Here is a 25,768-nt window from a genome sequence, read left to right as displayed (position 1 = left end):
CCGGCGATGGCACGGGACTACTACGAGGTGCTGGGCGTGTCGCGGAGCGCGAGCCAGGACGAGATCCAGCAGGCATATCGCAAACTCGCCCGCAGGTACCACCCCGACGTCAACAAGGACCCCGAGGCGGAGGAGCGTTTCAAGGACCTCAACGAGGCATACAGCGTCCTGTCCGATCCCAAGACCCGAGCCCGCTACGACCGCTTCGGCGAGGACTTCCGCAAGATCCCCGAGGACTTCGACGAACGGGTCGCGGCCGGAGCGGGCGGCGGCTTCCGCGCTCGGAGGACCGCAGGCGGGGGCGGTCCTCGCGTCCGGTACCCCACCGGCTTCGGCGACGATTTCGGAGCGGAGGGCATCGACATCGAGGACCTGCTCGGCTCCATGTTCGGAGCCGGCGCCGCCCGAGGCGGTGTCCCCGGAGCGGACCAGGAGGCCGAACTGCCGCTCACCGTCGAGGAGGCGTACCGAGGCGGCCGTCGCACCGTCACGCTCGCCGGTCCCACCGGGCAGCCGCGGCGGTACGAGGTCGACGTGCCGCCGGGCGTCACCGACGGGCAGCGCATCCGGCTGGCGGGCGAGGGCGGCCGGGGCGCTGGTGAGGCCCCCGCGGGCGACCTGTACCTGCGGGTGCGTATCCAGCCCCACCCCCGGTTCCGGCTGGACGGCCGCGACGTGCACGTCCAGGTCCCGGTCGCCCCCTGGGAGGCGGCCCTGGGTGCGACCGTGCCGGTGCCCACCCCCGGTGGCGGCACAGCCAAGGTCACGGTGCCCGCGGGCTCGTCCAGCGGCCGGCGGCTGCGGCTGCGCGGCGAGGGCATGCCGAACCCGCGCGGCGTGAACGGCGATCTGTACGCCGAACTCCGCGTCGTGGTGCCGCCCACCCTCGGCGACCGGGAGCGCGAACTGTTCGAGGAGCTCGCCGCTACATCCTCGTTCGACCCCAGGAGGACGCGATGAACGACCGACCCGCGGGAGCGGCAGGCATCGGCCGGGCCGACGTGGGCGACCGTCCGGTACGAACGGGCGCCGACGTCACCGCCTCGACGGCTGTCCGGTACGCGCTCGTGCCCGTCCCCAGGCTCTCCCTGGCCACCGTGGCCCGTCGTTCGGGCCTCCATCCTGATCTGATCCGCCGGTTCGTCGCTCTGGGACTGGTCGAGGCCGAGCGCGACGCCGCGGGGCACCTGGTGTTCGACCCCACGGCCCCGGCGGTCCTCGCCCGCGTCCAGCGGCTGCGCTCCGGACTCTGCCTCAACTACGCATCCATCGGCCTGGTGCTCGATCTGCTGGACCGCATCAGCCTGCTCGAAGCCGCCCTGCGCGGCCGCGGCACGAGGAGTGACATACCGCCATGGACATGAACCGTCTCACCCAGAAGTCCCAGGAAGCCCTGCAGGAGGCCCAGACCGCGGCCGTCCGCATGGGGCACACCGAGGTCGACGGGGAACACCTGCTGCTCGCACTTCTCGATCAGGAGGACGGTCTGATTCCGCGGTTGCTGCAACAGGCCGGCACCGAGCCCAAGGAACTGCGCGCGGCCGTGCACGAGGAACTCTCCCGCCGCCCGAAGGTCACCGGCCCCGGCGCGGCACCCGGCCAGGTCTTCGTCACCCAGCGCCTCGCCCGCCTGCTCGACGCCGCCGAACGGGAGGCTAAACGCCTCAAGGATGAGTACGTGTCCGTGGAGCACCTCCTGCTCGCCCTGGCTGAGGAGAGCTCTTCGACCGCCGCCGGGCGACTGCTCAAACAGGCCGGCATCACCAGGGACTCGTTCCTGAGCGCGCTCACCCAGGTCCGCGGCAACCAGCGCGTGACCTCCGCCAACCCCGAAGTGGCCTACGAGGCTCTGGAGAAGTACGGCCGCGACCTGGTCCTCGAGGCTCGGTCCGGGCGGCTGGACCCGGTCATCGGGCGTGACGGGGAGATCCGCCGCGTCACCCAGATCCTCAGCCGCAAGACCAAGAACAACCCCGTCCTCATCGGCGACCCCGGCGTCGGCAAGACCGCCATCGTCGAGGGCCTGGCCCAGCGCATCGTTCGCGGCGACGTCCCCGAGGGTCTACGCGACAAGACGGTGTTCGCCCTCGACATGGGCTCCCTGGTCGCCGGCGCCAAGTACCGCGGCGAGTTCGAGGAACGCCTCAAGGCCGTGCTGTCTGAGGTGAAGGCCGCCCAGGGGCGCATCCTGCTCTTCGTCGACGAACTCCATACCGTCGTAGGAGCGGGCGCCGCGGAAGGGGCGATGGACGCGGGCAACATGCTCAAGCCGATGCTCGCCCGCGGCGAACTCCACATGATCGGCGCCACCACCCTCGACGAGTACCGCAAGCACATCGAGAAGGACGCCGCCCTCGAACGCCGCTTCCAGCAGGTCCTGGTCGACGAGCCGAGCGTGGAGGACACCGTCTCCATCCTGCGCGGACTGCGTGAACGCCTGGAGGTCTTCCACGGCGTGAAGATCCAGGACACCGCGCTGGTCTCCGCGGCCACCCTCAGCCACCGCTACATCACCGACCGGTTCCTGCCCGACAAGGCCATCGACCTCGTCGACGAGGCGTGCGCCCGGCTGCGTACCGAGATCGACTCGATGCCCGCCGAACTCGACGAGATCACCCGCCGCGTCACCCGCCTGGAGATCGAGGAAGCGGCCCTGTCCAAGGAGACCGACCCCGCCAGCAAAACCCGTCTGGAGGAGCTACGCAGGGAACTGGCCGACCTGCGTGGTGAGGCCGACGCCAAACACGCCCAGTGGGAGGCCGAACGGCAGGCGATCCGCCGCGTGCAGGACCTGCGCCAGGAACTGGAGCAGGTCCGCCACGAAGCAGAGGAGGCCGAACGCGCCTACGACCTCAACCGCGCCGCCGAACTCCGCTACGGCCGACTCCAGGACCTGGAGCGCCGACTTGCCGCAGAGGAGGAGCAACTGGCCGCCAAACAAGGGCAGAACCGGCTGCTGCGCGAGGTCGTCACCGAGGAGGAGATCGCCGAGATCGTCGCCGCCTGGACCGGCATCCCCGTCGCACGCCTCCAGGAGGGCGAACGCGAAAAACTGCTGCGCCTCGACGAGATCCTGCGCGAGCGCGTCATCGGCCAGGACGAAGCCGTCAAGCTCGTCGCCGACGCCATCATCCGCGCCCGCTCCGGCATCCGCGACCCACGCCGCCCCATCGGCTCGTTCATCTTCCTCGGCCCCACCGGCGTCGGGAAGACCGAGCTGGCCAAGACCCTCGCCCGGACCCTGTTCGACTCCGAGGAGAACATGGTCCGCCTCGACATGAGTGAGTACCAGGAGCGGCACACCGTCAGCCGGCTCATGGGCGCACCGCCCGGATACGTCGGCTACGAGGAAGGCGGCCAGCTCACCGAGGCCGTACGCCGCAAGCCGTACTCGGTTGTGCTGTTCGACGAGATCGAGAAGGCGCACACCGATGTCTTCAACACCCTGCTGCAGATCCTCGATGACGGCCGCATCACCGATGCTCAGGGCCGCACCGTCGACTTCCGCAACACCGTGATCATCATGACGTCCAACATCGGCTCCGAGCACCTCCTCGACGGCGCCACCGCCGAAGGTGAGATCAAGCCCGACGCCCGCGCCCTGGTGATGGGCGAGCTGCGCGGGCACTTCCGCCCGGAGTTCCTCAACCGCGTCGACGACATCGTGCTGTTCAAACCGCTCGGCGAGCGGCAGATCGAGCGGATCGTGGAGCTGCAGTTCGACGAACTGCGGCAGCGGCTCGCCGAACGCCGCATCACCGTCGAACTCACCGACGCTGCCCGGGAAGTGATCGCCCACCAAGGCTACGACCCGGTGTACGGGGCCCGGCCACTGCGCCGCTACATCTCCCACGAGGTCGAGACACTGGTCGGACGTGCCCTGCTGCGCGGCGACGTCCAGGACGGCGCGACGGTCCGCGTCGACGCCGAACACGGGGAGCTGGTCGTCACCTACGACCAGCCCGAGGACGTGAAGGGAGCACGGGCGGCATGAGCACGATGCAGGTGCCGACCGTCAGTTGTCCGAACTGCGGGCGCACCAACCGGGTGCCCGTGGCCGCAGAGGGCCGCCCCAAGTGCGGTCACTGCAAGCAGGCCCTGCCCTGGATCGTCGACGCGAGCGACGACGACTTCGCCGAGGTCGCCGACAACGCCGCCCCGCCCGTCGTGGTCGATCTCTGGGCAACCTGGTGCGGCCCTTGCCGAATGGTCAGCCCCGCCCTCGAACAGGTCGCCCGGGAGCTCGCCGGACGGATCAAGCTCGTCAAGGTCGACGTCGACAAGAACCCCCGGGTCAGCCGGCGGTTCCAGGTGCAGGCGGTGCCGACCCTGCTCGTCCTCGACCATGGCGAGACGGTCGCCCGGCAGACCGGCGCGGCACCCGCGCACGTCCTGCGCTCGTGGGTTGAGCAGGCGGTGGCGGGCCGGCAAACCAGTGCAGGAGGATGAACACGATGGGCCGGCCACCTCGGGAGCCCCACGGAACCGCAGTCCCCGAGACTCCGGATTTTTACGGGGCGTATCCCCGGCTGACGGACGAACAGATCGGCCTACTCGCCGGTCATGGCCGCCACCAGGCAGTTCACGCCGGTCAGATCCTGATCAGGGAAGGAGAGCCGTGCGAGCAGGTTGTGGTCGTCCTCAGCGGCTCGGTCGCGATTGTCGAGCACCACGGCACCGCCGAAGATCATGTCCAGAGAGTGAGCGGTCACGGCCGCTTCCTCGGTGAACTGGGGTTGCTCCAGGGGCAGGTGGTCGAATACACGGCCCGGGGGGACGGAGAGGTCCTCTCCGTCCCGGTCGACCGGTTGCAGGCTCTTGTCTCCGGTGATCCCGCCCTCGGCGACCTCATCCTTCAGCCGATGATCACAGGAACCTGCTTCGGTGCGGCGGCCGTCACCGTCCTGCTCGCTGTACTGCTGAGCAACGGCTCCCAGCGCGCCCTGCCCGAAGATGTCCAGCGGGCGGCGCGCGAGCGGCAACAGCGGATCGCCGACCGCAACGCCCGCCGCATACGGCGCGAGCGCGCAGGCGGGCACGGGTACCGTCCCGGGACCGAAACCGGCAGTGCATTCTACTCGCCGGGCATGGTCGGCACCACAGACACGGCGAGCCGGACCTCGGCCATGGCCGATCAAGTCCTCGACGACGAGATCGAGCAGGTCTCCCAGGCTCTCGCCGAGCGCGGCCCGACCAGCCGCGAAGATCTCGAGCGGACCGTGGGGGACAGGCATGGGGCCCTGGACGCTTCCGTAAGGCACTGCGCGAAGCCGCCCGCGAATCGCGTGCGCAGAGTCTGCCCGATGACATCCATGCTCCGCCCGGCCGGTCCGCCGTGCCGGGCGAAGAAGGCGGTACTGCCGCGAACCCACGAGAAGACGGAGGTGATGGGCGATGACCTTGCCCGTCCGGCGCCACCGCAGTGGCGGAACAACGGAGCGACCCCTCGGGTGGGCCCGCAATCCGCTGATGGAATTCGACGAACTGCTCAACCAGATGAGCGGATTGCTCGAATCCACGGTGGGCGGCGCCGCGCCCGCGGCCGCGTGGACCCCCCTCGCGGACGTCACGGAGACCGACGACACCTTCGAGGTCGAGATCGAACTCCCTGGCGTCAAGAGCAAGGACATCAACGTCGAGGCCAACGGACAGGAACTGGTGGTCACTGGAGAGATCAAGGAAAAGGAGCGCAAGGGCGTCCTGCGCCGTGGCACCCGCCGGACCGGTGCCTTCGAGTACCGACTGCGGCTGCCCGGAGAGGTGGACGCCGAGAAGGTCACAGCGGAGATGTCGGCCGGTGTGCTCACGGTCACCGTCCCCAAGGCGGAGGTCGCCAAGCCCCGTCACGTCCAGATCACCGAGAGCGGCGAGAGCGGCGGTCGTTGAGCCGAGGAGCCCGGCGGGTGCGGGACAACGTTCCGGCACCGCCGGGCGCTCCGGGAGCGAAAGGGGCGATGAGATGACCGAAACGGGTTTCTCCTCGTTCGACACCATGGTGGACAAGGCCAACCGGCTCCTCAGGGAAATCGAGCAGGCCAACGGATGGCCCAAGGAACGCCGGAAGCAGTCGTACGCCGCACTGCGCGCCGTCCTACACCTGCTACGGGACCGGCTCTCCGTCGACGGGGCCGTACACTTCGGGGCGCAGCTTCCGACCCTGATCCGCGGCATCTACTACGACGGATGGAAGCCGTCCGAGACACCAGTGAAGCTAAGCGGCGAGGAATTCCTCCAGCGCGTTCGGGACGACTTTCCCTACGCGGTCGACGGTGGCATCGAACGAGTCGTGCACACCGTGCTGGAGGCTCTGGAACGCCACGTCAGCGAAGGCGAGTGGGACCACCTCAAATCCGGTCTGCCGAAATCGCTGGCCTCCGTACTGCCGTAGCCGCTCGGCGGCACCCGAACCGCCGACCAGGAACGCGAGGGTGCGCCACGGTGCGGAAGAAGACGGAAAGCGACGAGCGGGAACGCAGGACGCCGGCCCGCGCGGCCCGCCGTTCCGGTCAGGCACCCGGCGCCCAGCAGGTGACGACCGGCCCGTCGAAACAGCGGCGCCCCTGCCCGACCGAGACTCGGACGAGTTCGACGTGGACGCGGCGCTGCAGCGGGCTCTGGACCGCAGCCTGGCGCTGCTGGCGGAGGTCACGACCGCTCTTGGCTGCACCCTGGACGTGGATCAGGCCCTGCGGCGGGCCAGCAGGATCGTTGCGGCAGCCGAGGAGGCAGAGCGCGGTGACGCTGTTGGGCCGTGGCCTGCACCACCTCGTCCGGTCGCCACTCACAGCAGGAGGTCGAAGAGTGCTCGGGCCTCGTCCCAGTGCTGGGTCTGGGGGTTCTTGAGGTCGGGGTGGAGGATCTTGAAGCTCTGGGCAAGGGCCAGGCTGAGTCCGCCGATGACGTCCGGATAGGCCGCCTCGGTCTCCTCGTCGGGCGTACGGTCCAGAGCGGGGTGGGTGGCGAGCTGTTCTAGGATCGGCTTGAGTTCTACTTCCTGGTCGATCTTCTGGAAGTGGTGAATGCTCTCCTGCAGGCCTTTCGTGATCGGTAGGTCACAGGTCCGGATGATGTCGCGCCCGTTGGCCTTGGCAGTGGCCTGGGCGACGATCAGCAGATCGTAGAGCTTGGCGTCGACGAAGTCGCTGTAGCGCTTGAGATCGTTCTTGTCGACGTTCAGCCCCGCGGCCGCGCGGAAGAACCTTTCGAACCTGGCGATGGACATCACGGTCATGACGGCAACCTCCGGTTGCGGGCGCCGGGGTGGCTCCCGGCGCCTGGGCTTCCCAGTCAGCCTGGCCGACGGGGCGCGGAAACGCATGCGCATGTCGGGACCAATTAGCCTCCCTGAATTACCCTGCCAGGCCCAGGCGTCCCATTGCCCGGGTAATTGGACGGGCGTGTGATACCCGCGGGTGTGGCCATTTTTGGTATCTTTGTTCGTGCTGGCCGGCCTGGGCAGCCGGGTGAATTCGGGCCCGATCGGACGCAGGCCGCATGAACCCTGGCGCCGCGACGCGAGACCGGTTGGAGCGCCCAAAGGCCCGGGAAGCCCGTCTCGACGCGTCCGACTCCGGGCCGGTGACCGGTTTGGCCATTGCTGCCGCACGCGGCTCAGCTGGCCCACCCCACGTTCCAGGAGTTTCGACGCATGAAAACTCCTATGGCCGAGGCAGTCGGAATCGACCTCGGCACGACCAATTCCGTGACGCCGCGTGGCAGGGCGGGGAGGCCGCGGTCATCCCCGACTCCGCGGGCAGCCGTACCACCCCGTCAGTCGTCGCCTTCACCGCCACTGGCGAACCCCTTGTCGGCCAGCTCGCCCGCATGCAGGCGATCCCCAACACGAAGGGGACCATCTACTCCGCCAAGTGTTTCACCGGCCGCTGCTTCGACGAAGTCCCCGACGAGGCCAAGGTTGACGGCTTCGACATCGTCCCCGACGAGCACGGCAACGCGCGCTTCAGGATCCGCGACAAGCTGTGCGCGCCGGAGGAGATCAGCGCGCTGGTGCTGGTCGCCGACGACGCGGGCAACGCGTGACGGAGGCGGTCATCAGCGTGCCGCCCACTTCAACGACGCCCAGCCCATGGCGCCCCAAGGACGCCGGACGCACACCGGGCCTCGACGTGCTGCGCATATCAACAAGGCCGCACTCGCCTTCGGCCTGGACAAGAAGCAGCACGAGACCGGGCTCGTCTTCGACCTGGGCGGCGGTACTTCGACGTCAGCCTCCTCGACGTCGGCGATGGCGTGGTCGATGCGCGGTCCACGGCGGGCGACAGCCACCCGTGCGGTGACGGGCTTCGACCAGCGCCTGGTGGACCACCTCGCCGACAAGTTGCAGCAGGACAACGGCATCGACCTGCGCAAGGCCCCGCACGCGCTGCAGCGACTGTTCGAGGCTGTGGAAAGGGCCAAGACCGAGCTGAACTCGGTGACCCGAACACAGTTCGCCTGGCGAGCTCAACCTCGTCAAAAGGTCGACATCGACCGGTCGCCGGCGCTCGCGCAGCGGTTCCAGGTCATGGCGGTGCCGACCCTGGTCCTACTCGACACGGGAGTGGAGATGCCCCGGGCTGGTGCCGCCCCCCGCCCCGGAGCTGCGCCGCTGGGTGGAGGAGACCATCGCGGGCCGCGGCTGAGCGGTCCCGCCCACGGAAGGAGAACCCTCATGGCCACGATTCCCGACCCGCACCTGGCGATGGTGCGCCCAGTGACGCCCCGTACCCCGGAGGGCTGCGAGGAGTGCCTCATGGAGCGTTCCCCCTGGGTGCACCTGCGGCTCTGCCTCACCTGCGGGCACGTCGGCTGCTGCGACTCCTCGCCCCTCAAGCACGCCAGGCGGCACGCGGGCAGCGCCGGTCACCCCATTGTGCAGTCCTTCCAGCCGGGAGAGGACTGGCGCTGGTGCTACGTCCACGAGGCCCTGGTCTGATGAGCACGGCCGAGCACAAGCACGGTGCGGTCCGCGAGACACCGGACCGATACGGGGCGTTCCCGCGCTTGGCGCCGGAGCAGCTGGAGGACCTGACCGCGCACGGTGAGCGCCGCAGGACCGCCGAGGGCGAGGTGCTGTACCGCGAGGGCGAGCCGTTCCGGGAGTTCCTCGCGATCCTCAGCGGGACCGTCGAGATCCTCCACGACCACGGCGGGCCCGACGAGCGCACGGTGGCGGTGCACGGACCTGGCAGGTTCCTGGGTGAACTCGGGCTGCTGGAGGGCCAGGCGGCGTTCGACACCGCCGTGGTGCGCGAGGCGGGCGAGATCCTGGCCGTACCGGTGGAGCGGCAACGCGCCCTGGTCGGCCGCGACCCCGTCCTCGGCGACCTGATCCTCCGCGCTTACCTGGGCCGCCGGTATCTGCTCATCGGCCTCGGCGCCGGCTTCCGGATCCTGGGGTCGTGTTATTCACCGGACACGCTGCGGCTGCGTGAGTTCGCCGCCCGCAACCGGCTGCCCCACCGCTGGGTAGATCTGGAGAAGGACAAGGAGGCGGAGGCGCTGCTGCGTCGGTTCTCCATCCGTCCCGAGGAGACTCCGGTCGTCATCTGGAAGGGCGAGCGGGTGCTGCGCAATCCGAGCAACGCCGAACTCGCCCGGCTCATCGGGCTGCCCGCCCCCTCGCCGGAGGCCGGGCGGTGCGACGTAATGGTGGTCGGTGCGGGCCCCGCGGGACTCGCCGCCGCCGTGTACGGTGCCTCCGACGGCCTCACCACGGTCACCGTCGACGCCGTGGCCACCGGAGGCCAGGCAGGTACCTCGTCTCGCATCGAGAACTACCTTGGCTTCCCGTCGGGCATCTCCGGGGGCGAACTCATCGAACGTGCGGTGCTCCAGGCCCACAAGTTCGGTGCCCGCCTCATGGTGCCGGCCCAGGTCAGCGGGCTCACCCCGCAGGACGACGAGTACGTCGTCACCTTCACAGACGGGTCCCGGGCCCGGGCGGGCGCTGTGGTGCTCGCCTCGGGCGTGTGGTACCGCAGGCTCGAGGTGCCCGGCATCGACCGCCTGGAGGGCATCAGCGTCTACTACGCGGCGACGGTCCACGAGGCCAGTCTCTGCCAGGCGGATCCGGTCGCCGTGGTCGGCGGCGGGAACTCCGCCGGGCAGGCGGCGCTGTTCCTCGCGAACCACGCGTCCAGGGTCCACCTTCTCGTCCGGGGCGGTGCCCTCAACGCGGACATGTCGCGCTACCTGGTGGACCAGGTGGAACGGCACCCGAAGATCGAGGTACTGCTCCACACCGAAGTCCGGGGCGTCTCCGGGGAGGAGAAGCTGGAGTCGCTGATGGTGGAGGACAACGCCAGCAGTGAGCGCCGGGAGCTGCGGGCCGCGGCGCTGTTCGTGTTCATCGGGGCCCGGCCGCGCACGGAATGGCTCAGGGGCGTGCTGGCCCTGGACGAGAAGGGCTTCGTCCTCACCGGTGCCGACGCCCATGCGGCGGCCGACGCTACCCGGTGGGCCTCGCTCGGCCGTGGTCCGTTGCTGCTGGAGACCACCCTTCCCGGGGTCTTCGCCGCCGGCGACGTCAGGAGCGGCTCGGTCAAACGGGTGGCCTCGGCGACCGGTGAGGGTGCCATGGCGATCCGCCTCGTGCATGAGCACCGGGAGCACACGGGCAACCTGGTTCGCACCGCGGGCCCCGAGGGGCGTCGGCCGGTGGCGGGCCGGTCCGTGTCCTGGCGCTGACCCTCCCCCTGACGGACCCTGTAGGCGGCCCGACCCACCACACGGTGGTCCTCTCAGCGGGCGCCCAGCGCACCGCCGACAGTTCCCCTGGACGGGATGAACCGGGCGAGGGAGAGGTAGTAGCCGGCATCGGGCTGGTGCCCGACGAGCGGGCCCAACGACTCCGGTGTGAGCAGGAACGCCGCGGTGACATGGGCGAGCACGAACAGCGTGGCGTAGAGGCAGGTGATGCCGATGAACAAGGTGATCACGGTGACGAGGTTGAACAGGCGGGCCTGCTGCCGGGCGATCTCGTCGCGCGGACGGTCCCACAGTTCATGTGTCGACTACCAGCCAGCCGACCAGCGCGGTGATCGACAGCAGGGTGAACACCGCGTCGCGGAGCGGCCCCACCTAAAGGGTGACCCGCCAGATGTCGCTGCTGACGAGGCCGAACGCCGCGGTGGCGAACATGCCAGCGAGCGCTCGCAAGAGGCCGATGAACAGCAGCCAGGGCCGGTTGACGCGGACCATCCCGCCTAGCAGCCGCAACCGCCCGCGGACGCCGGGCAGGACGTAGTGCTGTGCCTCGCAGGTGTTCTGGATCCTCCCGGGTGGCAGGGCGTTGCCGGACTCCGGGATCAGCGCTCCAACCACGCCTAGGCCGTTTCGTTTGGATCATCGGATCGTTGGTCCGGGTGCGCCGTTGACCGACGCGCAGTGGGGCGGATCGAGCCGTTACTCCCGGGCCGGACACCGAAGCGGGTGGCCGGTGGCGCGGCGTGCGGTGCGGGCCGCGGTGGTGCCGGAGCGGGTGTTCGCGGTGGCGCACCCGATCGTGGCCCGGTGGTGGGAGCAGGCCCTGTACTGGCAGGACGAGGAGATCTGGCCGTACCGCCTGCACCTGCTGGCGGGGGCCAGCGTGTCACGCGGCGTCGACGTTACCTCGGGGCATCCTGTGGGCACTTGCGATCGCGGTGGCAGCCGACGAGAAGGGTCCAGTCATGCGGGTGTCGTCTCAGGGCGTTACGGTCGTGGCTCTCCTGGCGGATCCGGATGCGCCGACGGAGATCGCGCAGCGCATGGCCCAGATACTTCCTACTCGGCTCGCCGACAAGTCAGGGCAGGGGCGACGGTTCGACGTCGAGGTGGTCAGTGAGCCCTTCACGTCAGGGACGGAGGACCCGCCCACCTTGATGCGCCGGATCATGGACCGCTGAAGTGCGGAGAATTGAGACATCGTCGTGGCCCTCACCGACCTCCGCTGCACTCACACGGGCGCAAGCTCGTTGTGGATCTGAGTCACGAACACGGTTTGGCGCTGCTGTCTCTTCCTCCGTTGGGGGCTTGCGGCTGCAGACGAGGGCCCGGCGGGCCCTGGAAGAAGTCGTGCTTGGCTTGGCGGGTCCGCGGGCCACCGGGGCTGAAGGACCTCCGCAAAGTCAGCCGCTTCTGGGGCCCTTTGCCGGTCGTCTCACGCCTATCCACCCGGGCCCGGTCGGTGAGGAGGAGACCGCTGATCTTCGCTACGTCGTCAGCGGGCCGCGCGGTTACCTGAGGGTGCTCGTCGGTATGGTCCGCGCCAACCGGCCGTGGCGGTTGGTGCCGGGCTTGTCGAAAGCCCTGGCGGCCGCACTCGCGACGGGAGCAGTCGCCACCGTGAACTCACCACCTGGAGCCTCGCTGAGGCCCTGAGCGCCCCACGCCTCGCGATCGCCATGGTCGGGTCTGTCGGGCTCATGATCGGCTGGCTGATCGTAGACGGGCAGCTGTGACATCGATCAACAGAGCTCTCGCCGGAGGCGAGGCAGAGGGCGAGGCTCTACAACGCCTCGACGGTCATGACCGTGGGCATCGGGGTGCTCGTCTGCTACGGGGGCTTGATCGTCATCAACTTGGTGTGGGCGCTGTTCATCATCAACGACCGAGTGTTCGCTTCCATGACACGAACCCCGCTGCACGCCACGGAATACTTGACGTTGTCCTGGTTCGTCGCTTCGGTCGCCACCGTGGGCGGCGCGCTGGGACCAGGCTTGGAGAGCGACGAGGCGATCCGGGCAGTCGCCTACTCCAAGCGCGAACGGGAACGTCGTCACATGCTCCATGACGACCACGGTGACCAGCCCCTGAAGTGAACCGATACCGGCGCAAATGGGCCTTTGCTGCGCTGCCGCCAGGCGACGTCCTCGAAGCGGGTATCGGCCTGGATGAACGTGGTCAGAGGCCGGCCGCCCGGCGGTAGCAGGGCAGTGTGGGCGGTCCCAGACCGCTGTATTCGGGCTGATACGGCTCGGCGGTGGCCGGGCGGGCTCGCCAATGTACGCGAGGGTGCCGGTTTATGGGTGTAGTTCGGCCCGGGGGCGTGCGCCGGCCGAGCGCGGCGCTGTCATGAGGCGGCGGCGCGGCCGACGCGACCCGGCAGAACGTTCCGGCTAGCCTCACACCCGTGACGTGGCTGCGGGCCTTCGGGGAGGTCGTGCGATCTGGGCTCACGATCGAGGAGACGCGGCTGGAGCCCCTGCTCGCGCTGCGCACGGCTGCTGGGGTGGCGATCGTCATCGGGCCGGCGTTGTGGCTGGTCTCCCCTGCGTACGCCGCGTCCGCCGCCCTCGGTGCCTACTCCGCGGGTGGGGCCACCTTCCAGCGGACCTGGCGTCCACGCAAGGTGATCGCGCTCGGCGCGGGCGCGGGTCTGGCGCTCAGCACCTTTGTGGGCTACTTGGCGGCGGGGCGACTCGTGGCGTTCCTCCCACTGCTGGCCGTATGGGCCTTTGTCGCGGGGATGGCGTGGGCTGTCGGATCGACCGCTGGGATCGTCGCAGCGACGACCGTCGGCAGCATGCTGGTGACCATCACCCTGCCCACGAGCGTCGGGCGAGCTCTGGAGCACGCCGGGGTCATCGCGCTCGGAGGCGTGGCGCAGGCCGTGCTGATCTTGCTGTTCCCGATCCGCCGTTGGGGGGCGCATCGTGACGCGCTCGCCGACGCCCTGGCCGCCGTGGCGGACTACGCCCGCCGGCTGCGGCACGACCCGACCGCCCCGTTCGACCCGGAGCCGTTGATGACGGCCCGGGACGCGGCCGCCGTGACGCCATCACAGGCCCGCACCCGTCCCCCCGTCCTCCACGGCCCCCGGGGCCTCGCCGAGCGCATCCGGCCGGTCGTCGCCGCGCTCGCCGACCCGGACATCGGCGCCCCGGCGGAGGGACCCGGGCGGGACCGGGCGCGGGAGTTGCTCGACGCGGCCGCCGGCGTCCTGGACGCGGCCGCCCGTTCGATCCGCCGCGGCACTCCCGCCGAGGTGCTGCCCGGGAGCACGGACGTCCTGCGCGTCGATGAGGAGCACGAGGTGCTGGAGGGGCCCGCGCGGCAGGCCGCCGAGCGGCTCGTGGAACTGCTCGGCGAGGCGTTGGAGATCGCCGGGAGCGGCGGCGCGCGCGGGAAGACGCCCACGCCGCCCGGCCCCGCGGGCGCCCCGTTCCTGGTGCGCCCGACAATGTTCCGGCTGGTCCCGGTTGTCGTCCGGGCGGTCCGCCGTGAGCTCCGCCGGGACTCGCCCGTGTTCCGGCACGCCGTCCGCCTGGCGGCGGTGGCCACGCTCGGCTATCTGATCGCCGCCTGGCTACCCCTGGGCCACGGCTACTGGGCGCCCATCGCCTCCGTGATGGTGATGCGGCCGGACTTCCACCGGACATACGCGCGTGCGGTGGCCCGTCTCGCCGGGACCCTGGCGGGGGTCGCGCTCGCCACCGGGATGGTGCGGGCCCTGGGCCCGGACGCCCATGTGTTCGGCGCGCTGGCGGTGGTCTCGGCGGGCCTGTCGTACACGCTGATCCGTACCGGCTACGCCTACTCCCAGTGCTTCACTGCCGCGTACGTCGTCTTCCTGCTCGGCATGGGCGGCCAGGCGTGGGAGCAGACGGTCCCGGAGCGGGTGGTGCTCACCCTGCTCGGCGGGGCCCTGGCAATGCTGGCGTACGTGGTGTTCCCCGCATGGGAGACACCCCGGCTGCCGGGCCGGCTTGCGGACTGGCTCGCCGCCAACGGCCGCTACGCGGCCGCGGTGCTCCGCAGCTACGCCGAACCGACCCGGGAGCATCGCGCGGACATGCGCAGGGCACTTCTGGCGAGCAGGGAGGCACGTGCCGCCTGGCAGGAGGCCTACGACCGGGCAAAGCAGGAACCGGTCCGCCCCAGGGGTCTGACGTTGCGCGAGGCGGAGGAGGCGCAGGAGGCGCTCAAGGGGTTCGGCCGGGCGGCGATGCTCATGGAGAGCCACGTCCCGCGGGCCGACAACCGTTTCGTCCCCGAGGCGGAGCGGTTCGCCGAGGCCGTGGAGGCGGACACCGCGCAGGCGGCAGTCGACGTGCGCGAGCACAGGAATCCGGACTGGGGGCGCGTGGAGGAGGCGCTCCAGGCGTGGGAGGGTGCCGCCGCCGGGGACCGGAGCCCCGTGGTGCGGCGCGGGGCGGAACTGCAGAAGCGGGCCTTGGAGGACCTCGCGACGGCCGTGAGCCGCACACCCCTGGAACGGGACGTCGGCTCTGCTCGCGAGGAGCAGCGGGTGCGGGCGGCCGTGGCGGCGGAAGGTGACGGATCAGGACCCGCCCACCCGGGTGGGTGACGGCTCCGGCGACGGGGAGCGCCGCGCCTCCTGGAGCGGGAAGTAGTCTCCCGGCCGCGTCGAGCGCCGCCACACGTACACCGCTGTCGCCATCACGAGGATCAGCCCCGCCAGGATGAGCAGTTCGATCCCCTCGACGTTCCACCGGAAGGACTTCTCCGCCTCGGCCGTCACGATGAGCACCTTGCGGATGCCGGCAATCAGGCCGACGACGAGGAACGGCTCCGCGTTGAGGGTCTGGTTCCTGATGGTGAGGCGGACGGTGTGGAGCAGCTCGGCCACGATGAACAGCACAAGGCCGTTGTCCAAGGCGGAGAGAACGACCGTCTCCTCGCGGTACGGCCCCTGGATCGACCTGATGACGTCGTGGACGACCCCGACGGTCAGGAGCCCCGCGAGCAGTACGAGGAGCGCCGCGACGACGAGGTGGATGCCGTCCTCGATGAGCTGCAGGAAGCCCTGTACCCGGCCGCCCTCGATCTTCGGGAGAATGGTTCGCACAGTCAGCATGCTAGGGGTGCCCCGGCCCGCAGGCGCGGCGTGCTGCCGAACGGGTGGACGAGCGGATAGCTCCCTGTGGTGGCTTCCTGGGGGAAGCGGCGAGGCACGACATCACCGAGGCATACCCGGCGGCAGGACGAGAGTGCATGAGGCAGCCCGACGCGGACCTGGCCGACCAGGTGTGCGCCAAGCAGGGCGAGCACCACGCGGGCCGCGCGTTCTGCTTCCTGCCGGCTGTTGTACTTGCCGCGTTCCTTCGCATGGTCGAGGAACGCTTCCCATCGCAGGGTCACGTCGGTCGCAACCCTTCTTTGTACCGGTCGATGCCGTAGCCCTGCGGGTAGGCGATCCGGTCGGAGTTGATGGCGGGGTCGGCGGCGAGCTTGCGGCCTACGGTGAGCCAGTCCACGCCGGCCAGGCGCAGGTCGATGGCGTCCGCTCGCCGCTGTGCAATGGCGGCGCGCGCGGCCTTGTCGGGGCGTCCCATCGGCAGGATTCCTTCCGCTGCTGCGCGCCCCCACGCCGAGAACATGATGTCACTGCAAGATCCGATGGGGGCGAGCGGGCGCTAGCGGAAGCGGAGTCGGCGCTTGGGGGGGGTGTGGGCCAGCCGTCGCCGTTGGTGGTTGCGGTGGGGCGTTCCGCGATCCGTAGGCCGGGCTGCGGCCACTGGTAGAGGCGGCGGGTGCCGCCGGTGGTGTCGGTCAGGCGCACCGACACCTGGTAGAAGACCCGGCCGTCGGCCCAGTCCTGGCGTGCTGCGACGGGCGCCCACCGCCACGCGCCGTGCGAGAAAACCTCGAGCACCGGGCCGCCGACCCGCGGGTAGACGGTGACCTTCGGCTCGGGCCCGTCGTCGCGACGCCACGGGCGGGCCGGTGTCGGCTCGGGGATGCTGCCGGTGTCGCTCACGTGTTCGACGGTACGCCGCCTGGGCCCGGCCGAGGAGAGCGCGGGGGCCACACAGCGGTGCGGCCCGGCGGGCCTGGTGTGGTCGCCGGGCCGTTGCCGCTACAGGAAGGTCAGCTGCTCGGGTGCGTCCGGGTCGGGCGGCGGCTGGACGGGCGGCGGGGCGTCGGGTGCGCCCCGGTTGGTGCGCAGCCACCACGCGAACTGCCAGTTGCGGCAGGTCCGGTACAGGAACTGGTTGCGGCGGCGGGCGGTGGCGGGTATCGAGTGCTCGCCCCATCCGGTGATGGGGCGGGCGTTGTCGAGGGTCACCTGCAGGCCCCGCACGAGGGCGGGGCCTTCCCAGTGGTGGCCTTCGGTGTACTCGAAGGCCAGGTGCGCGTTCTTCGTCCAGTCCCAGGGATGCGGGAGGGCGCACAGGTACCAGGCCAGTGGCGGGTTCTCCGCCGCCAGGACGGCACTTTGGCGTGGTGCCCGCGGGTCGAGCGGGTGACGGTCGGCTTTGCCGAAGCTTTCCAGGCAGTGTTTTTCGAGGTTGATGTTGCGGACCCCGGCAAGCCACATGATCAGGTATGGAGAAGCAGCGGTGATACCGACCCTCACGGGCGGCAGCGGCATTACGAACTCCCCCCTCGGGATTAGTGCTACAGGGTATTCCTTTCGTTAGTCAATTTTACCAAAATTTCCACAAGCTGCTTATGGCGGCCATGCCGGAAGTCATTCGGATAAGGCATATTGAATTCCTCGTCCAGGGCTTTCGAATAGTCGAGATCGGAAAGCCGCAGCGGGTTGCGGCAGATGGCCCGCAGCGTGGCGTTGGACCGGCCGGTGACCTTCACCTCCCCGAAGTACGCCTCCAGCAGCTCGGCCAGCGACTCGGGCGTGTCGTAGCGGATCTTCATCCACTTCCCCGCCATGAACCGCATGTCCACGTTCTCGAAGTCGAGGAACGAAAGCCGGGTGGAGTCGTTTCGGCTGGTGGAATGCTGCTTGTTCTCGAATGCCTGCTCGACCAGCAGGTTGCGGGTGCCGATGCACACCGTCCCATCGGCGGCGCACAGCGCATTCACAGCCGTCAGCACCCAGTGCTAGTAATCCAGCGACGTGGTGGCGTTGATGACGGAGTCCAACACCACCATCTCGTACAGGCCGTGCTCGGCGAGCCGCTTCTCGATCGTGCGGATCATCGTCACGACGCCCTTGATGTCGACGGCGTATTTGCCGGGCGTGGTGCGGTACGGCTCGTAGTCGTCGATCAGGTAGCCCTCGGGGCGCAGCTTCTTCGCGTAGTCGCCGTGCCCGGCACCGAAGTCGACCACCCGCGTCTGGGGCCGCTTGCGCAGCCGGGGCAGGGCCAGTTTCTCCCACACCTCGCTCTTGTAGGCGACCTTCCCGGCCTTGCGCAGCGAGGTGTACTGGCGCAGCCGCTTGGGCTGCACGATGTGCTGGTTGTAGACGGGCGCCTGCTCCTCCAGGCCGGTCCAGTCGTACACGCCGTACTCGCCGGTGAGGTCGGCGACCAGCGTCGCCGCGTCCAGGGACGGGCAGGTCCAGGCGAGGACGTCGAAGTGGTTCTTGGCGGCGACGACCGCGTACTCGGCGTTCAGCGCGATCTGGCCCTGGTCGTCGATGACGACGCTGCCCCACGCACCGTGCCCGCCGGTCATGTACGAGATGGCCTGCTGGAACGGCTTGTTGCGGGACTCGGTGACCTCGATGGTCTGCCACGGGATCCACGACCACTCGCCGATGGGGCCGGGCTGCGCGTACACGATCGACGCCTCGGTCTCGACCCTGTTGTGGAGGAGGTTGAACTGGATTTCGTCGGTCAGGCGGACCTTGGTGCCGAGCATCACCGCCGGCGTGTGCGTCATGCCGAGCGCCGTCATCGCCTTGGTTCTCTGGTGGCCTGCGACCAGAGTGCCGTCGGCGTTGAGGATGACCGGCTTGACGATGCCGTGCCGCTTGATGGACTCCTGCAGCCGCGCGAACGCTTCCTCGGACAGGTGCCGCGGGTTGTAGTCGGCGGGCCGCAAATCCTTGAGCGGGTACGCCTCGTAGAACGTGGTGGTGGGGGCGTCGCTCATGCGTCCTCGTCCTCCTCGTCCTCGTCGCTGTACTCGTCGTCCTGGTCCTCGTCGTCCTCGTCGACGTCGCCGGCGGGCTTGGCCTTGTTGGCGGCGGGTTCGACGGCCAGCAGCTCGCTGTCGTAGCCGGCGAGATCGGAGGTGCGGTTGTCGACGACGACGATGCGGGCCGCGTCCTCGTCGCTGACGTCGACGAACGTCGCCGCGATCTGCTCCCAGCCGAGCTGCTTGGCGGCGGCCCACGTGTGGTTACCGGCCAGGATCTCGTTGGGGCGGCCGGTGTGGGTGCCGCGGTTGACGACGATGGCCTTGTACTGGCCGTTGACGCGCAGCGATTCGGCGATGGCGGCGACATCGCCGGTGCGCGGGTTGCGGTGGTACCCGGTCAGGTCGTCGATCGGGACGGCAAGCGGCAGCAGCGACTCGGGGATGCGGGCGGGCGCAGCACTCACAGCAGGAGCCCTTCGTGTAGGAGCGTGCCCCCGCGCCCTACGCCCGCCCACATTAGAGGATCACGCGCGCACGAGCTCCAGCTGCGCCGGGCCGTCGGTGTCGGCGGGCGGCTTGCGGGCCGCCCGCAGCAGATCCCGCGCCCGCGTCTCGCCTTTGCCGATGTCGACGGCCCACTGCGGTGCTGTCAGCTTGGGCCGGGCGGGCAGCGCCTCGCGGGTCAGCGCGATCCGCTGCTCCTCCGTGCTGCACGCCTCGTACAGATGCGCCCAGGGTCTGCTGGTGTCCGGCTGCAGCGGGGCCGCTGCCGCTGCTGGCGCTGGGGCGCGTCCTCGTCGGCTGGCTTCTCCTGCTGCTTGGACTGCCGCTCGCCGTCGTCGGCCTGCTGTCCGGTCTGCCGGCTGCTGCTGTCGGCCGCCGGTGCTGGCGCCTTTGCTGGCGCTGCCACCGGTTCCGGTGCTGGCGTCGGCACGGGCGCTGGGGCCGCCGCCGCTGCTGGCGCGGGCTGCGGTGCGGCCTCGGGCTGCGGCAGCAGCAGTGCGCGCACCTCCTGCATGCCCATCTCCAGGGCGACCATCTGCGCGAGCGGTGCGACGGTGGCCACCGCCCATCCCCCGGCGGTGACCAGGGCGTTGGAGACGTTGAAGCCGCAGCTGACGAGGGTGAAGCATCCATGAATACGACGGTCGCCCCTCGCAGGGCTGCCGATACACCCCCGGGAGGCGTTTCACTCGCCCCGGCCCGCCTTCCGGGAAGTTCTCGTTCCCCCGACGGAACCGTTCCAGACTGCTGACCGCACGGCCGTCCTCGCGGCGGACTCCACCCGTCCACTTCCGCGCCCGGTTTCCGACATCCGGGGGCAAGATCGCGGCATCAGGGTCTGCAGGTAGATGTATCGCCTACCTAAAGGTTCTGGGCCATGTCCGCAGTATCCAGAAGAAACTTCCTCGGCACCGCCGCCACCGTCGCTGGTGCGGCCGCCATCGGTGCCGCTCTGCCCGGCGTGAGCGCCGCCGCGACTCCCTCGCAGACCGACGCCGCCTCCCACGGGCAGGTGCACGGCGACATCCGCGACATCAAGCATGTTGTCGTGATCATGCAGGAGAACCGTAGTTTCGACCACTACTTCGGTGCCCTCAAGGGCGCACGCGGGTTCGGTGACCGCTCGACGGTCCAGCTGCCGGGCGGCAAGTCCGTCTGGGAGCAGCCGAAGACGCCGACCGAAGGGGCCGAGACCCAGTACCCGTGGCGGCTGAGCGGGGCGAAGTCCTGGAACGGCCCGACCCCGCCGAGCGCCGAGCTCGGCGCCGCCAACTACGGTGGCACCGCCCACGGTTGGACCGACCAGCACGGTGCCTGGTACGGCGGCCTGATGAACGGCTGGTACTACGCCAAGGGCGGCCCGACCACTCTCGGCTACCTGGACCGCAAGGACCTGCCCTTCCACTACGCCCTCGCGGACGCCTACACGGTCGGCGACGCCTACCACTGCTCCGTGCTCAGCGCGACCGGCCCGAACCGCACCTTCCTGTGGGGCGGCACGATCAACGCCGACAAGAAGCACGGCACCTTCACCGCCACCGACGGCGGCGACGAGCGCCGCAAGTTCCTGCCCTGGGAGTCGTACGCCGAGACGCTCCAGAAGGCCGGCGTCAGCTGGCGGGTCTACCAGTGCGCCGACGACTACGGCGACAACGGGCTGGAGTACTTCGACACCTTCGCCAAGCTCGACCCCACCCAGGGCGGCACTGCCGCGCCGGGCAACGTCTACTACGACAACGGTGTCAAGAACGTCCCCGAGCCGGCCACCGGACTCGCGGGCAACGCCGACAACATCAACGCCGCGATCCGCGCCGACGTGCTGAACGGCACGCTGCCGCAGGTCACCTGGGTCGTCAACAACCAGTTCTTCTCCGAGCACCCGGTCACCTCGCCGAACAACGGTGCGTACTTCCTCCGCGGCGTCCTCGAGGCCCTCAACGCCGACCCGGACGTCTTCAACTCGACCCTAGTGATCATCAACTACGACGAGAACGACGGCCAGTTCGACCACGTCCCGCCGCCCATGCCAGCGGCGGGCGAGGCGGACGAGTTCGTCTCCGGCACCATGAGCCAGTACGGCGTCACCGCACCCCTCCCGGTCGGCCTCGGATTCCGTGTGCCGCTGCTCCTCATCTCGCCCTGGACCCGCGGCGGCTGGGTGACCTCCGAGGTCTCCGACCACACCTCAGTCATCCAGTTCGTCGAGAAGTGGACCACCGCGCTCGGCAAGCCGGCCATCTGCCCCAACATCAGCACCTGGCGCCGCAAGGTCTGTGGTGACCTCACCGGCGCCTTCGACTTCACCTCGCCGGTCTACGGGCTGCCCGACCTGCCGGACACCGGGAATCTGATCCCCGAGACGCGGTACACCCCGCTGCCGGGCGACAACACGATGCCCACCCAGGAGAGCGGTACCAAGCCGGCCCGTCCGCTGCCGTACCAGCCCAACGCCAACCTGACCGGGTTCGCCGACGGTGCGGCGAAGCTGGAGTTCAGCAACGAGGCCCCGTTCGTCACCAAGGCGAGCCACTTCGCCGTCTACAACAACCGGGGCGGCTTCCCGACGCTGGCGCAGTACCCGGCCAGGTTCCCGGGCCAGTACACCGTCGCCGCCAAGGACACGGCCACCGGCGCCGGCCCCGTCGGCTCCTCGGACGGCGACACCGCCTACGACCTGACCGTCACCGGGCCGAACCGGTTCCTGCGCCGCTTCATCGGCGACGTCGCCACCGCCGGCAAGGACCTCGTCGTCGAAGCGAGCTACTACGACGGCAAGTCGACGGCACTTCCGAAGTTGAAGCTGTGGCTGCGGAACAACGGGGACTCACCCGTGGAGTTCACTATCACGCACAACCAGTACATCTCCGGCGCCCCGCAACGGGTGAAGGTCGCCGCGCACAGCAAGGAGGCGTGGGTGGTCAGCCCGCTGGAGGTCAGCGGCGGCTGGTACGACGTGACCGTCACGGCGGACCGCGACCACGCCTGGTCGCAGCGGTTCACCGGCCACCTCGAGACCGGCCAGGCCAGCATCACCGGCTGACCCCGGCCCGCACCGACGGCTGGCCCTTCCGACCGGGTCCGGAACGCGAGTACATTGCGCTCCATTGCGGTGGGGAGGGCTGTGCCGGGCTGCAACGAAGGAGCACGGCCGGCCGGGCATGAACCACAAGACGGTCCCGACCGGCCGGCGTCCTGCGATGGAACAACTTCCGGGGCCGCGCCCCAGGATGCGATGGCACTGAAGTGCTGCTGCTGGCCGAACGTCAGGTGCTGGTGTCGTCGTCGGACATGCACAGCACTGCTGTGTGGGTGCGGATGCGCAGGTACTTCTGCGCGGCGCTGTGCCCGTCCCAGCGGGCGCGGGCGTCGCCCGCGGGGACCCGCTGCACGTGGTCGAACAGCGCCAGGTCGGCGGGGACATCGCGGTCACCGGCCGACGTGTCCTCGTCCTCGGCAAGGGAAACCCCGCACGCGAGACGGATGACAACCTTGTCAAGAATGCCGCCGTGATCCACCTGACGGGACTCGGAACCCACGAGCGCGGGATGGTGAGGCGGCCGTGGTGTTCTGCGCGAGGGACTTCGAGGCCGCCGCCCGCGACCGGATCGACCCCGCTCACGCCGACTTCATCGCGGGCGGCGCCCGGGACGAGGTCACCCTGCGGGCCAACGAGGAGGCGTTCGGCCGGCTGCGGCTCATGCCCCGTGTGCTGCGCGGGCGCGCGGCGCCGGACCTGGACATCGCCCTGTTCGGCGGGCGCGCCCGGCTGCCCGTGGTGCTCTCGCCGACCACCTTCCACAAACTCCTCGACCCGGCGGGCGAGTTGGCGACCGCCCGGGCAGCGGCCGCCGCCGGCGCCATCATGATCGCGAGCATGGCGTCGACCGTCGCCGTCGGCGCGGTCGCCGACGCGGTCCGCACCGCGGCACCGTCCGGCCACCCCGTACCGCTGTGGTTCCAGCTCTATCTCCAGCCCGACCCGGGGATCACCGAGGCCCTGGTGCGCCGCGCCACCGACGCGGGCTGCACCGCGCTCGTGGTCACCGTCGACTCGCCGGTGCCGGGCGCGGGCGAACGCGAGCGGCGCAACGGCTTCCACGACCTGCCGGAGGGACTGCGTTGCGAGAACATGGTCGATCTGCGCCGCGGTGAAAGCGGCCACGTGCGCCGGATCGCCATGTCCGCGGAGTTCTCCTGGGATCACATCACCTGGCTGCGTACGATCACGGACCTGCCGGTCCTGCTCAAGGGCGTACGGCATCCCGAGGACGCCCGGCTCGCCGTACGCCACGGTGTGGACGGACTGCTGCTGTCCAACCACGGCGGCCGTCAACTCGACACCGTCCCGGCAACGTTGGAGCTGCTGCCCGAGATGCAGGCCGCGGTGGCCGGTCGCATCCCCGTCCTGCTGGACGGCGGAGTCCGGCGCGGCACCGATGTCGTCAAGGCCCTGGCACTCGGCGCCTGGGCGGTGGGCATCGGCCGGCCCGTGATGTGGGCGCTGGCCGCCGACGGGGAGCAGGGCGTACGACGGCTGCTGGAGCTGCTGGGCGAGGAGATCACGGACGCGCTGACCCTGTGCGGGGCCGCCGGACTGGACGAACTCACCCCGGATCTGGTCCGCCCCGCGTGGACGGGACCGCAGTTCGGCGGGGGGCGGTCATGAGTGCCCCCCGCGGACACCTGCTCGTGACACCGGCCGGTCGACAGGCGGGCCGGTGTCACGCACCCCGCGTCAGGCTGTCCGCGCGGTCGCCTGCCGGAACGCGGGGACCAGGCTCGGGTCGTTGAACGCGGTGATACGGGCGATCCGCGGTCCGGTGAGGGTGAGGACCTGGACGCCGTGCGGCTCGTACCGCCCGCCGCCCAGGTGCTCGTCGGCGATCACGGCGGGCTGACCGTTCGCGAACGTGGGTGTCAGCCGCCATCTGCCCTTCCGCAGGACCCGTACGGCGAGGAACCCGACGACGGCGGACCGGCCGGTGAACCAGGTCGGCTGCGGCGGCATTTCGAGCTCGACGTCGGCCCGCAGCAGATCCACCAGTGCGTCCGGATCGGCACCGGTGAGGGCGTCGACATAGCGGTCGAGCAGGGCCCGCCGGCTGTCCTGGTCGGGTTCGGCGAGTTCCTCCTGCACGGGTCCAGCCTCGGCGAGTCGGGTGCGGGCGCGGCGCAGGGCGCTGTCCACGGCGGCGATCGTGGTGTCCAGGATCTCCGCGACCTCCGCCGTCCGGAAGGCGAGGACGTCCCGCAGGGTCAGCACGGCCCGCTGCCGGGCGGGCAGCAGCTGGAGCGCGGCGATGAAGGCGAGCCGCACGCCGCTGCGCGCGGCCACGACGGTCGCCGGGTCGTCGCCGTCGAGCAGCGCGTCCGGGACCGGCTGGAGCCAGGACACCGACGGCTCGGCACCGGCCAGGACCACGCGATGGTCGTCCGAGGGCGCCCCCAGCCCCGACGGGAGCGGCCGCCGGGACCGGCTCTCGAGCGCGGTCAGACAGGCCCTGGTGGCGATCCGGTACAGCCACCGGCGCACCGACGAACGGCCCTCGAAGCGGTCGTACGCACGCCAGGCCCGCAGATAGGTCTCCTGGACGAGGTCCTCGGCATCGTGGATGGAGCCCAGCATGCGGTAGCAGTGCGCGAGGAGTTCCGGCCGCAGCGGTGCGGTGACCGCGGTGAACTCGGTGTCGGCCGGCATGGTGGCTTCCTTCACGGGCGCGCTTGTCTTCACGATAGGCGCCCCTTCAGCCGACCGGGCGCAGTCCGGCGCCGCCGACCTGGTACTCCGGGGCACTGTCGGGGTCGGCGGCGATGTCCAGGACGGCCTTGGCGACCTGGTCGGGGGTGAGGACCGGCTGGATCGACGCCACGAAGGTGTCGGGGTCGACGCCCTGGCGGGCGGCGTACCCGGCGACGCCGACCGTGCCGAGGGCGGTGATGGGAGTGAGCTGGGGGAGTAGCGCGGTGAAGCGGATGCCGAGGCCGGCGCGCTGAGCCTCGTCGGCGGCGTACCCGCGGATGTAGCGGATGGCCTGCTTGGCGCTGGCGTATCCGCCGCTGAGCGGGGATCCGACGAGGGCGGCGCCGCTGGAGACGGCGACGACCGCGCTGCCCGGTGCCAGGGGTGCCAGCAGAGCGGCTCGGGTCCAGGCGAAGACGTGCCGGGTGTCGGTGTGCCAGTTGCGGCTGAACGTCTCCCAGGTCTGCTCCTGCAGGGGAGCCATGAGCGGGGTGGTTCCGGCGTTGAGAACGAGCAGGCCGGGACGGTGGTCGCGGATCACATCGTGGGCGAGGCCGTCGCTCGTGGCGTCGGCGGCGAGCGGTGTGAAGGCGTCGCCGAGCTCGTCGTGGACGGTCTGCAGTGCCTGTGCGTCGCGGGCGATCCCGACGACATGGGTGCCACCGGCGACGAGCGCGGCGGCGATGGCGTGCCCGAAGCCACGGCTGGCTCCGGTGACGACGGCGGTGCGGAAGAGAGCGGACATCG

General features: G+C 70.2%; 25 protein-coding genes and 4 pseudogenes. 15 read left to right on the top strand and 14 right to left on the bottom strand.

Annotated elements, in window-relative coordinates; all coding sequences use genetic code 11:
- Nucleotides 1–6 precede the first annotated feature (6 nt).
- The 7 genes and pseudogenes from ACFYXB_RS24005 (at nt 7) to ACFYXB_RS23975 (ending at nt 6,388) form a co-directional block, all read left to right on the top strand.
- Complete coding sequence (locus tag ACFYXB_RS24005) at nt 7–960, top strand: DnaJ C-terminal domain-containing protein (protein ID WP_389585652.1); 954 nt, start codon at nt 7–9, stop codon at nt 958–960.
- Nucleotides 957–1,364: a chaperone modulator CbpM gene (locus ACFYXB_RS24000; RefSeq protein WP_389585650.1), complete on the top strand. Its 408-nt coding sequence runs from the start codon at nt 957–959 to the stop codon at nt 1,362–1,364. The genes ACFYXB_RS24005 and ACFYXB_RS24000 overlap by 4 nt, the downstream gene beginning before the upstream one ends.
- Entirely contained in the window at nt 1,355–3,994 is a 2,640-nt protein-coding gene (gene clpB, locus ACFYXB_RS23995) for an ATP-dependent chaperone ClpB (protein ID WP_389585647.1), read from the top strand. The genes ACFYXB_RS24000 and clpB overlap by 10 nt, the downstream gene beginning before the upstream one ends.
- A complete protein-coding gene (gene trxA / locus ACFYXB_RS23990) occupies nt 3,991–4,449 on the top strand; it encodes a thioredoxin (protein ID WP_389585644.1) in 459 nt (152 codons plus the stop codon). Before clpB ends, trxA begins: the two co-directional genes overlap by 4 nt.
- A pseudogene (locus tag ACFYXB_RS23985) lies at nt 4,446–4,766 on the top strand (Crp/Fnr family transcriptional regulator); the annotation flags it as partial. The gene trxA and the pseudogene ACFYXB_RS23985, both read left to right, overlap by 4 nt.
- A gap of 628 nt (nt 4,767–5,394) precedes the next feature.
- The gene (locus ACFYXB_RS23980; protein WP_389585642.1) at nt 5,395–5,886 is read left to right on the top strand and encodes an Hsp20/alpha crystallin family protein; all 492 of its coding nucleotides are present in this window, start codon (nt 5,395–5,397) and stop codon (nt 5,884–5,886) included.
- A gap of 73 nt (nt 5,887–5,959) precedes the next feature.
- Entirely contained in the window at nt 5,960–6,388 is a 429-nt protein-coding gene (locus ACFYXB_RS23975) for a DUF2267 domain-containing protein (RefSeq protein WP_389585640.1), read from the top strand.
- A gap of 393 nt (nt 6,389–6,781) precedes the next feature.
- On the opposite strand, the gene ACFYXB_RS23970 is transcribed toward ACFYXB_RS23975, so the two are convergent.
- A complete protein-coding gene (locus tag ACFYXB_RS23970) occupies nt 6,782–7,231 on the bottom strand; it encodes a DUF1931 family protein (RefSeq protein WP_389585637.1) in 450 nt (149 codons plus the stop codon).
- A gap of 263 nt (nt 7,232–7,494) precedes the next feature.
- On the opposite strand from ACFYXB_RS23970, the gene ACFYXB_RS23965 reads away from it, so the two are divergent.
- The 4 genes and pseudogenes from ACFYXB_RS23965 to ACFYXB_RS23950 all read left to right on the top strand — a co-directional run bounded on the left by ACFYXB_RS23965 (nt 7,495) and on the right by ACFYXB_RS23950 (nt 10,689).
- The gene (locus ACFYXB_RS23965; RefSeq protein ID WP_389585633.1) at nt 7,495–8,040 is read left to right on the top strand and encodes an Hsp70 family protein; all 546 of its coding nucleotides are present in this window, start codon (nt 7,495–7,497) and stop codon (nt 8,038–8,040) included.
- Nucleotides 8,041–8,080: 40 nt separating this feature from the next.
- Nucleotides 8,081–8,452 (top strand): annotated as a pseudogene (locus ACFYXB_RS23960) (Hsp70 family protein); the annotation flags it as partial.
- A 219-nt stretch (nt 8,453–8,671) separates the two neighbouring features.
- Complete coding sequence (locus tag ACFYXB_RS23955) at nt 8,672–8,935, top strand: UBP-type zinc finger domain-containing protein (RefSeq protein WP_384643138.1); 264 nt, start codon at nt 8,672–8,674, stop codon at nt 8,933–8,935.
- Nucleotides 8,935–10,689: an FAD-dependent oxidoreductase gene (locus tag ACFYXB_RS23950; RefSeq protein WP_389585630.1), complete on the top strand. Its 1,755-nt coding sequence runs from the start codon at nt 8,935–8,937 to the stop codon at nt 10,687–10,689. Before ACFYXB_RS23955 ends, ACFYXB_RS23950 begins: the two co-directional genes overlap by 1 nt.
- 53 nt (nt 10,690–10,742) lie before the next feature.
- Here the strand turns inward: ACFYXB_RS23950 and ACFYXB_RS23945 are convergent, their stop codons facing one another.
- Nucleotides 10,743–10,940, bottom strand: a complete 198-nt coding sequence (locus tag ACFYXB_RS23945) for a hypothetical protein (RefSeq protein ID WP_389585628.1) — start codon at nt 10,938–10,940, stop codon at nt 10,743–10,745.
- Nucleotides 10,941–11,082: 142 nt separating this feature from the next.
- The gene (locus ACFYXB_RS23940; RefSeq protein ID WP_389585626.1) at nt 11,083–11,325 is read right to left on the bottom strand and encodes a hypothetical protein; all 243 of its coding nucleotides are present in this window, start codon (nt 11,323–11,325) and stop codon (nt 11,083–11,085) included.
- A gap of 347 nt (nt 11,326–11,672) precedes the next feature.
- Here ACFYXB_RS23940 and ACFYXB_RS23935 point away from each other — a divergent pair.
- Both ACFYXB_RS23935 and ACFYXB_RS23930 read left to right on the top strand, forming a co-directional pair.
- A pseudogene (locus ACFYXB_RS23935) lies at nt 11,673–12,803 on the top strand (hypothetical protein).
- 311 nt (nt 12,804–13,114) lie between these two features.
- Nucleotides 13,115–15,292 (top strand): FUSC family protein, encoded by a 2,178-nt coding sequence (locus ACFYXB_RS23930; RefSeq protein WP_389585624.1) that lies wholly within the window; start codon nt 13,115–13,117, stop codon nt 15,290–15,292.
- Here the strand turns inward: ACFYXB_RS23930 and ACFYXB_RS23925 are convergent.
- The 8 genes and pseudogenes from ACFYXB_RS23925 to ACFYXB_RS23890 all read right to left on the bottom strand — a co-directional run bounded on the left by ACFYXB_RS23925 (nt 15,266) and on the right by ACFYXB_RS23890 (nt 19,843).
- A complete protein-coding gene (locus ACFYXB_RS23925; protein WP_389585621.1) occupies nt 15,266–15,802 on the bottom strand; it encodes a phosphate-starvation-inducible PsiE family protein in 537 nt (178 codons plus the stop codon). The genes ACFYXB_RS23930 and ACFYXB_RS23925 overlap by 27 nt on opposite strands.
- A 143-nt stretch (nt 15,803–15,945) precedes the next feature.
- A pseudogene (locus ACFYXB_RS23920) lies at nt 15,946–16,086 on the bottom strand (DUF2267 domain-containing protein); the annotation flags it as partial.
- Nucleotides 16,083–16,280 carry a hypothetical protein gene (locus ACFYXB_RS23915; protein ID WP_389585618.1) on the bottom strand — a complete coding sequence of 66 codons (198 nt, stop codon included), beginning with the start codon at nt 16,278–16,280 and terminating at the stop codon, nt 16,083–16,085. The pseudogene ACFYXB_RS23920 and the gene ACFYXB_RS23915, both read right to left, overlap by 4 nt.
- 524 nt (nt 16,281–16,804) lie before the next feature.
- Nucleotides 16,805–17,320 (bottom strand): hypothetical protein, encoded by a 516-nt coding sequence (locus tag ACFYXB_RS23910; RefSeq protein ID WP_389585615.1) that lies wholly within the window; start codon nt 17,318–17,320, stop codon nt 16,805–16,807.
- Nucleotides 17,321–17,346: 26 nt separating this feature from the next.
- A complete protein-coding gene (locus ACFYXB_RS23905; protein WP_389585613.1) occupies nt 17,347–17,784 on the bottom strand; it encodes a hypothetical protein in 438 nt (145 codons plus the stop codon).
- A 6-nt stretch (nt 17,785–17,790) separates the two neighbouring features.
- The gene (locus tag ACFYXB_RS23900) at nt 17,791–18,789 is read right to left on the bottom strand and encodes a ParB N-terminal domain-containing protein (RefSeq protein ID WP_389585612.1); all 999 of its coding nucleotides are present in this window, start codon (nt 18,787–18,789) and stop codon (nt 17,791–17,793) included.
- Nucleotides 18,786–19,241, bottom strand: coding sequence for a ParB/RepB/Spo0J family partition protein (locus ACFYXB_RS23895; protein ID WP_389585610.1), 456 nt, complete (start codon nt 19,239–19,241; stop codon nt 18,786–18,788). Before ACFYXB_RS23895 ends, ACFYXB_RS23900 begins: the two co-directional genes overlap by 4 nt.
- A 218-nt stretch (nt 19,242–19,459) precedes the next feature.
- Nucleotides 19,460–19,843 (bottom strand): hypothetical protein, encoded by a 384-nt coding sequence (locus ACFYXB_RS23890; protein ID WP_389585608.1) that lies wholly within the window; start codon nt 19,841–19,843, stop codon nt 19,460–19,462.
- A 315-nt stretch (nt 19,844–20,158) separates the two neighbouring features.
- Between ACFYXB_RS23890 and ACFYXB_RS23885 the strand changes: the two genes are divergently transcribed.
- The gene (locus ACFYXB_RS23885; RefSeq protein ID WP_389585607.1) at nt 20,159–22,321 is read left to right on the top strand and encodes a phosphocholine-specific phospholipase C; all 2,163 of its coding nucleotides are present in this window, start codon (nt 20,159–20,161) and stop codon (nt 22,319–22,321) included.
- Nucleotides 22,322–22,544: 223 nt separating this feature from the next.
- Here the strand turns inward: ACFYXB_RS23885 and ACFYXB_RS23880 are convergent, their stop codons facing one another.
- Nucleotides 22,545–22,817 (bottom strand): hypothetical protein, encoded by a 273-nt coding sequence (locus ACFYXB_RS23880; protein ID WP_389585605.1) that lies wholly within the window; start codon nt 22,815–22,817, stop codon nt 22,545–22,547.
- 23 nt (nt 22,818–22,840) lie between these two features.
- Here ACFYXB_RS23880 and ACFYXB_RS23875 point away from each other — a divergent pair, with 23 nt between their 5' ends.
- On the top strand, nt 22,841–23,947 hold the full coding sequence (locus ACFYXB_RS23875) for an alpha-hydroxy acid oxidase (protein WP_389585603.1): 1,107 nt from the start codon (nt 22,841–22,843) through the stop codon (nt 23,945–23,947).
- Nucleotides 23,948–24,016: 69 nt separating this feature from the next.
- Here ACFYXB_RS23875 and ACFYXB_RS23870 read toward each other — a convergent pair whose 3' ends face one another.
- Nucleotides 24,017–25,012 carry a sigma-70 family RNA polymerase sigma factor gene (locus ACFYXB_RS23870; RefSeq protein ID WP_389585600.1) on the bottom strand — a complete coding sequence of 332 codons (996 nt, stop codon included), beginning with the start codon at nt 25,010–25,012 and terminating at the stop codon, nt 24,017–24,019.
- Nucleotides 25,013–25,025: 13 nt separating this feature from the next.
- Nucleotides 25,026–25,766 carry an SDR family oxidoreductase gene (locus tag ACFYXB_RS23865; protein WP_389585597.1) on the bottom strand — a complete coding sequence of 247 codons (741 nt, stop codon included), beginning with the start codon at nt 25,764–25,766 and terminating at the stop codon, nt 25,026–25,028.
- Nucleotides 25,767–25,768: the final 2 nt, after the last annotated feature.

Source organism: Streptomyces sp. NPDC002619 (genome assembly GCF_042889305.1).
Taxonomy (GTDB): domain Bacteria; phylum Actinomycetota; class Actinomycetes; order Streptomycetales; family Streptomycetaceae; genus Streptomyces.
Note: the sequence above shows the minus strand (reverse complement) of the source record. Positions and strands in the feature narration are given on the sequence as shown.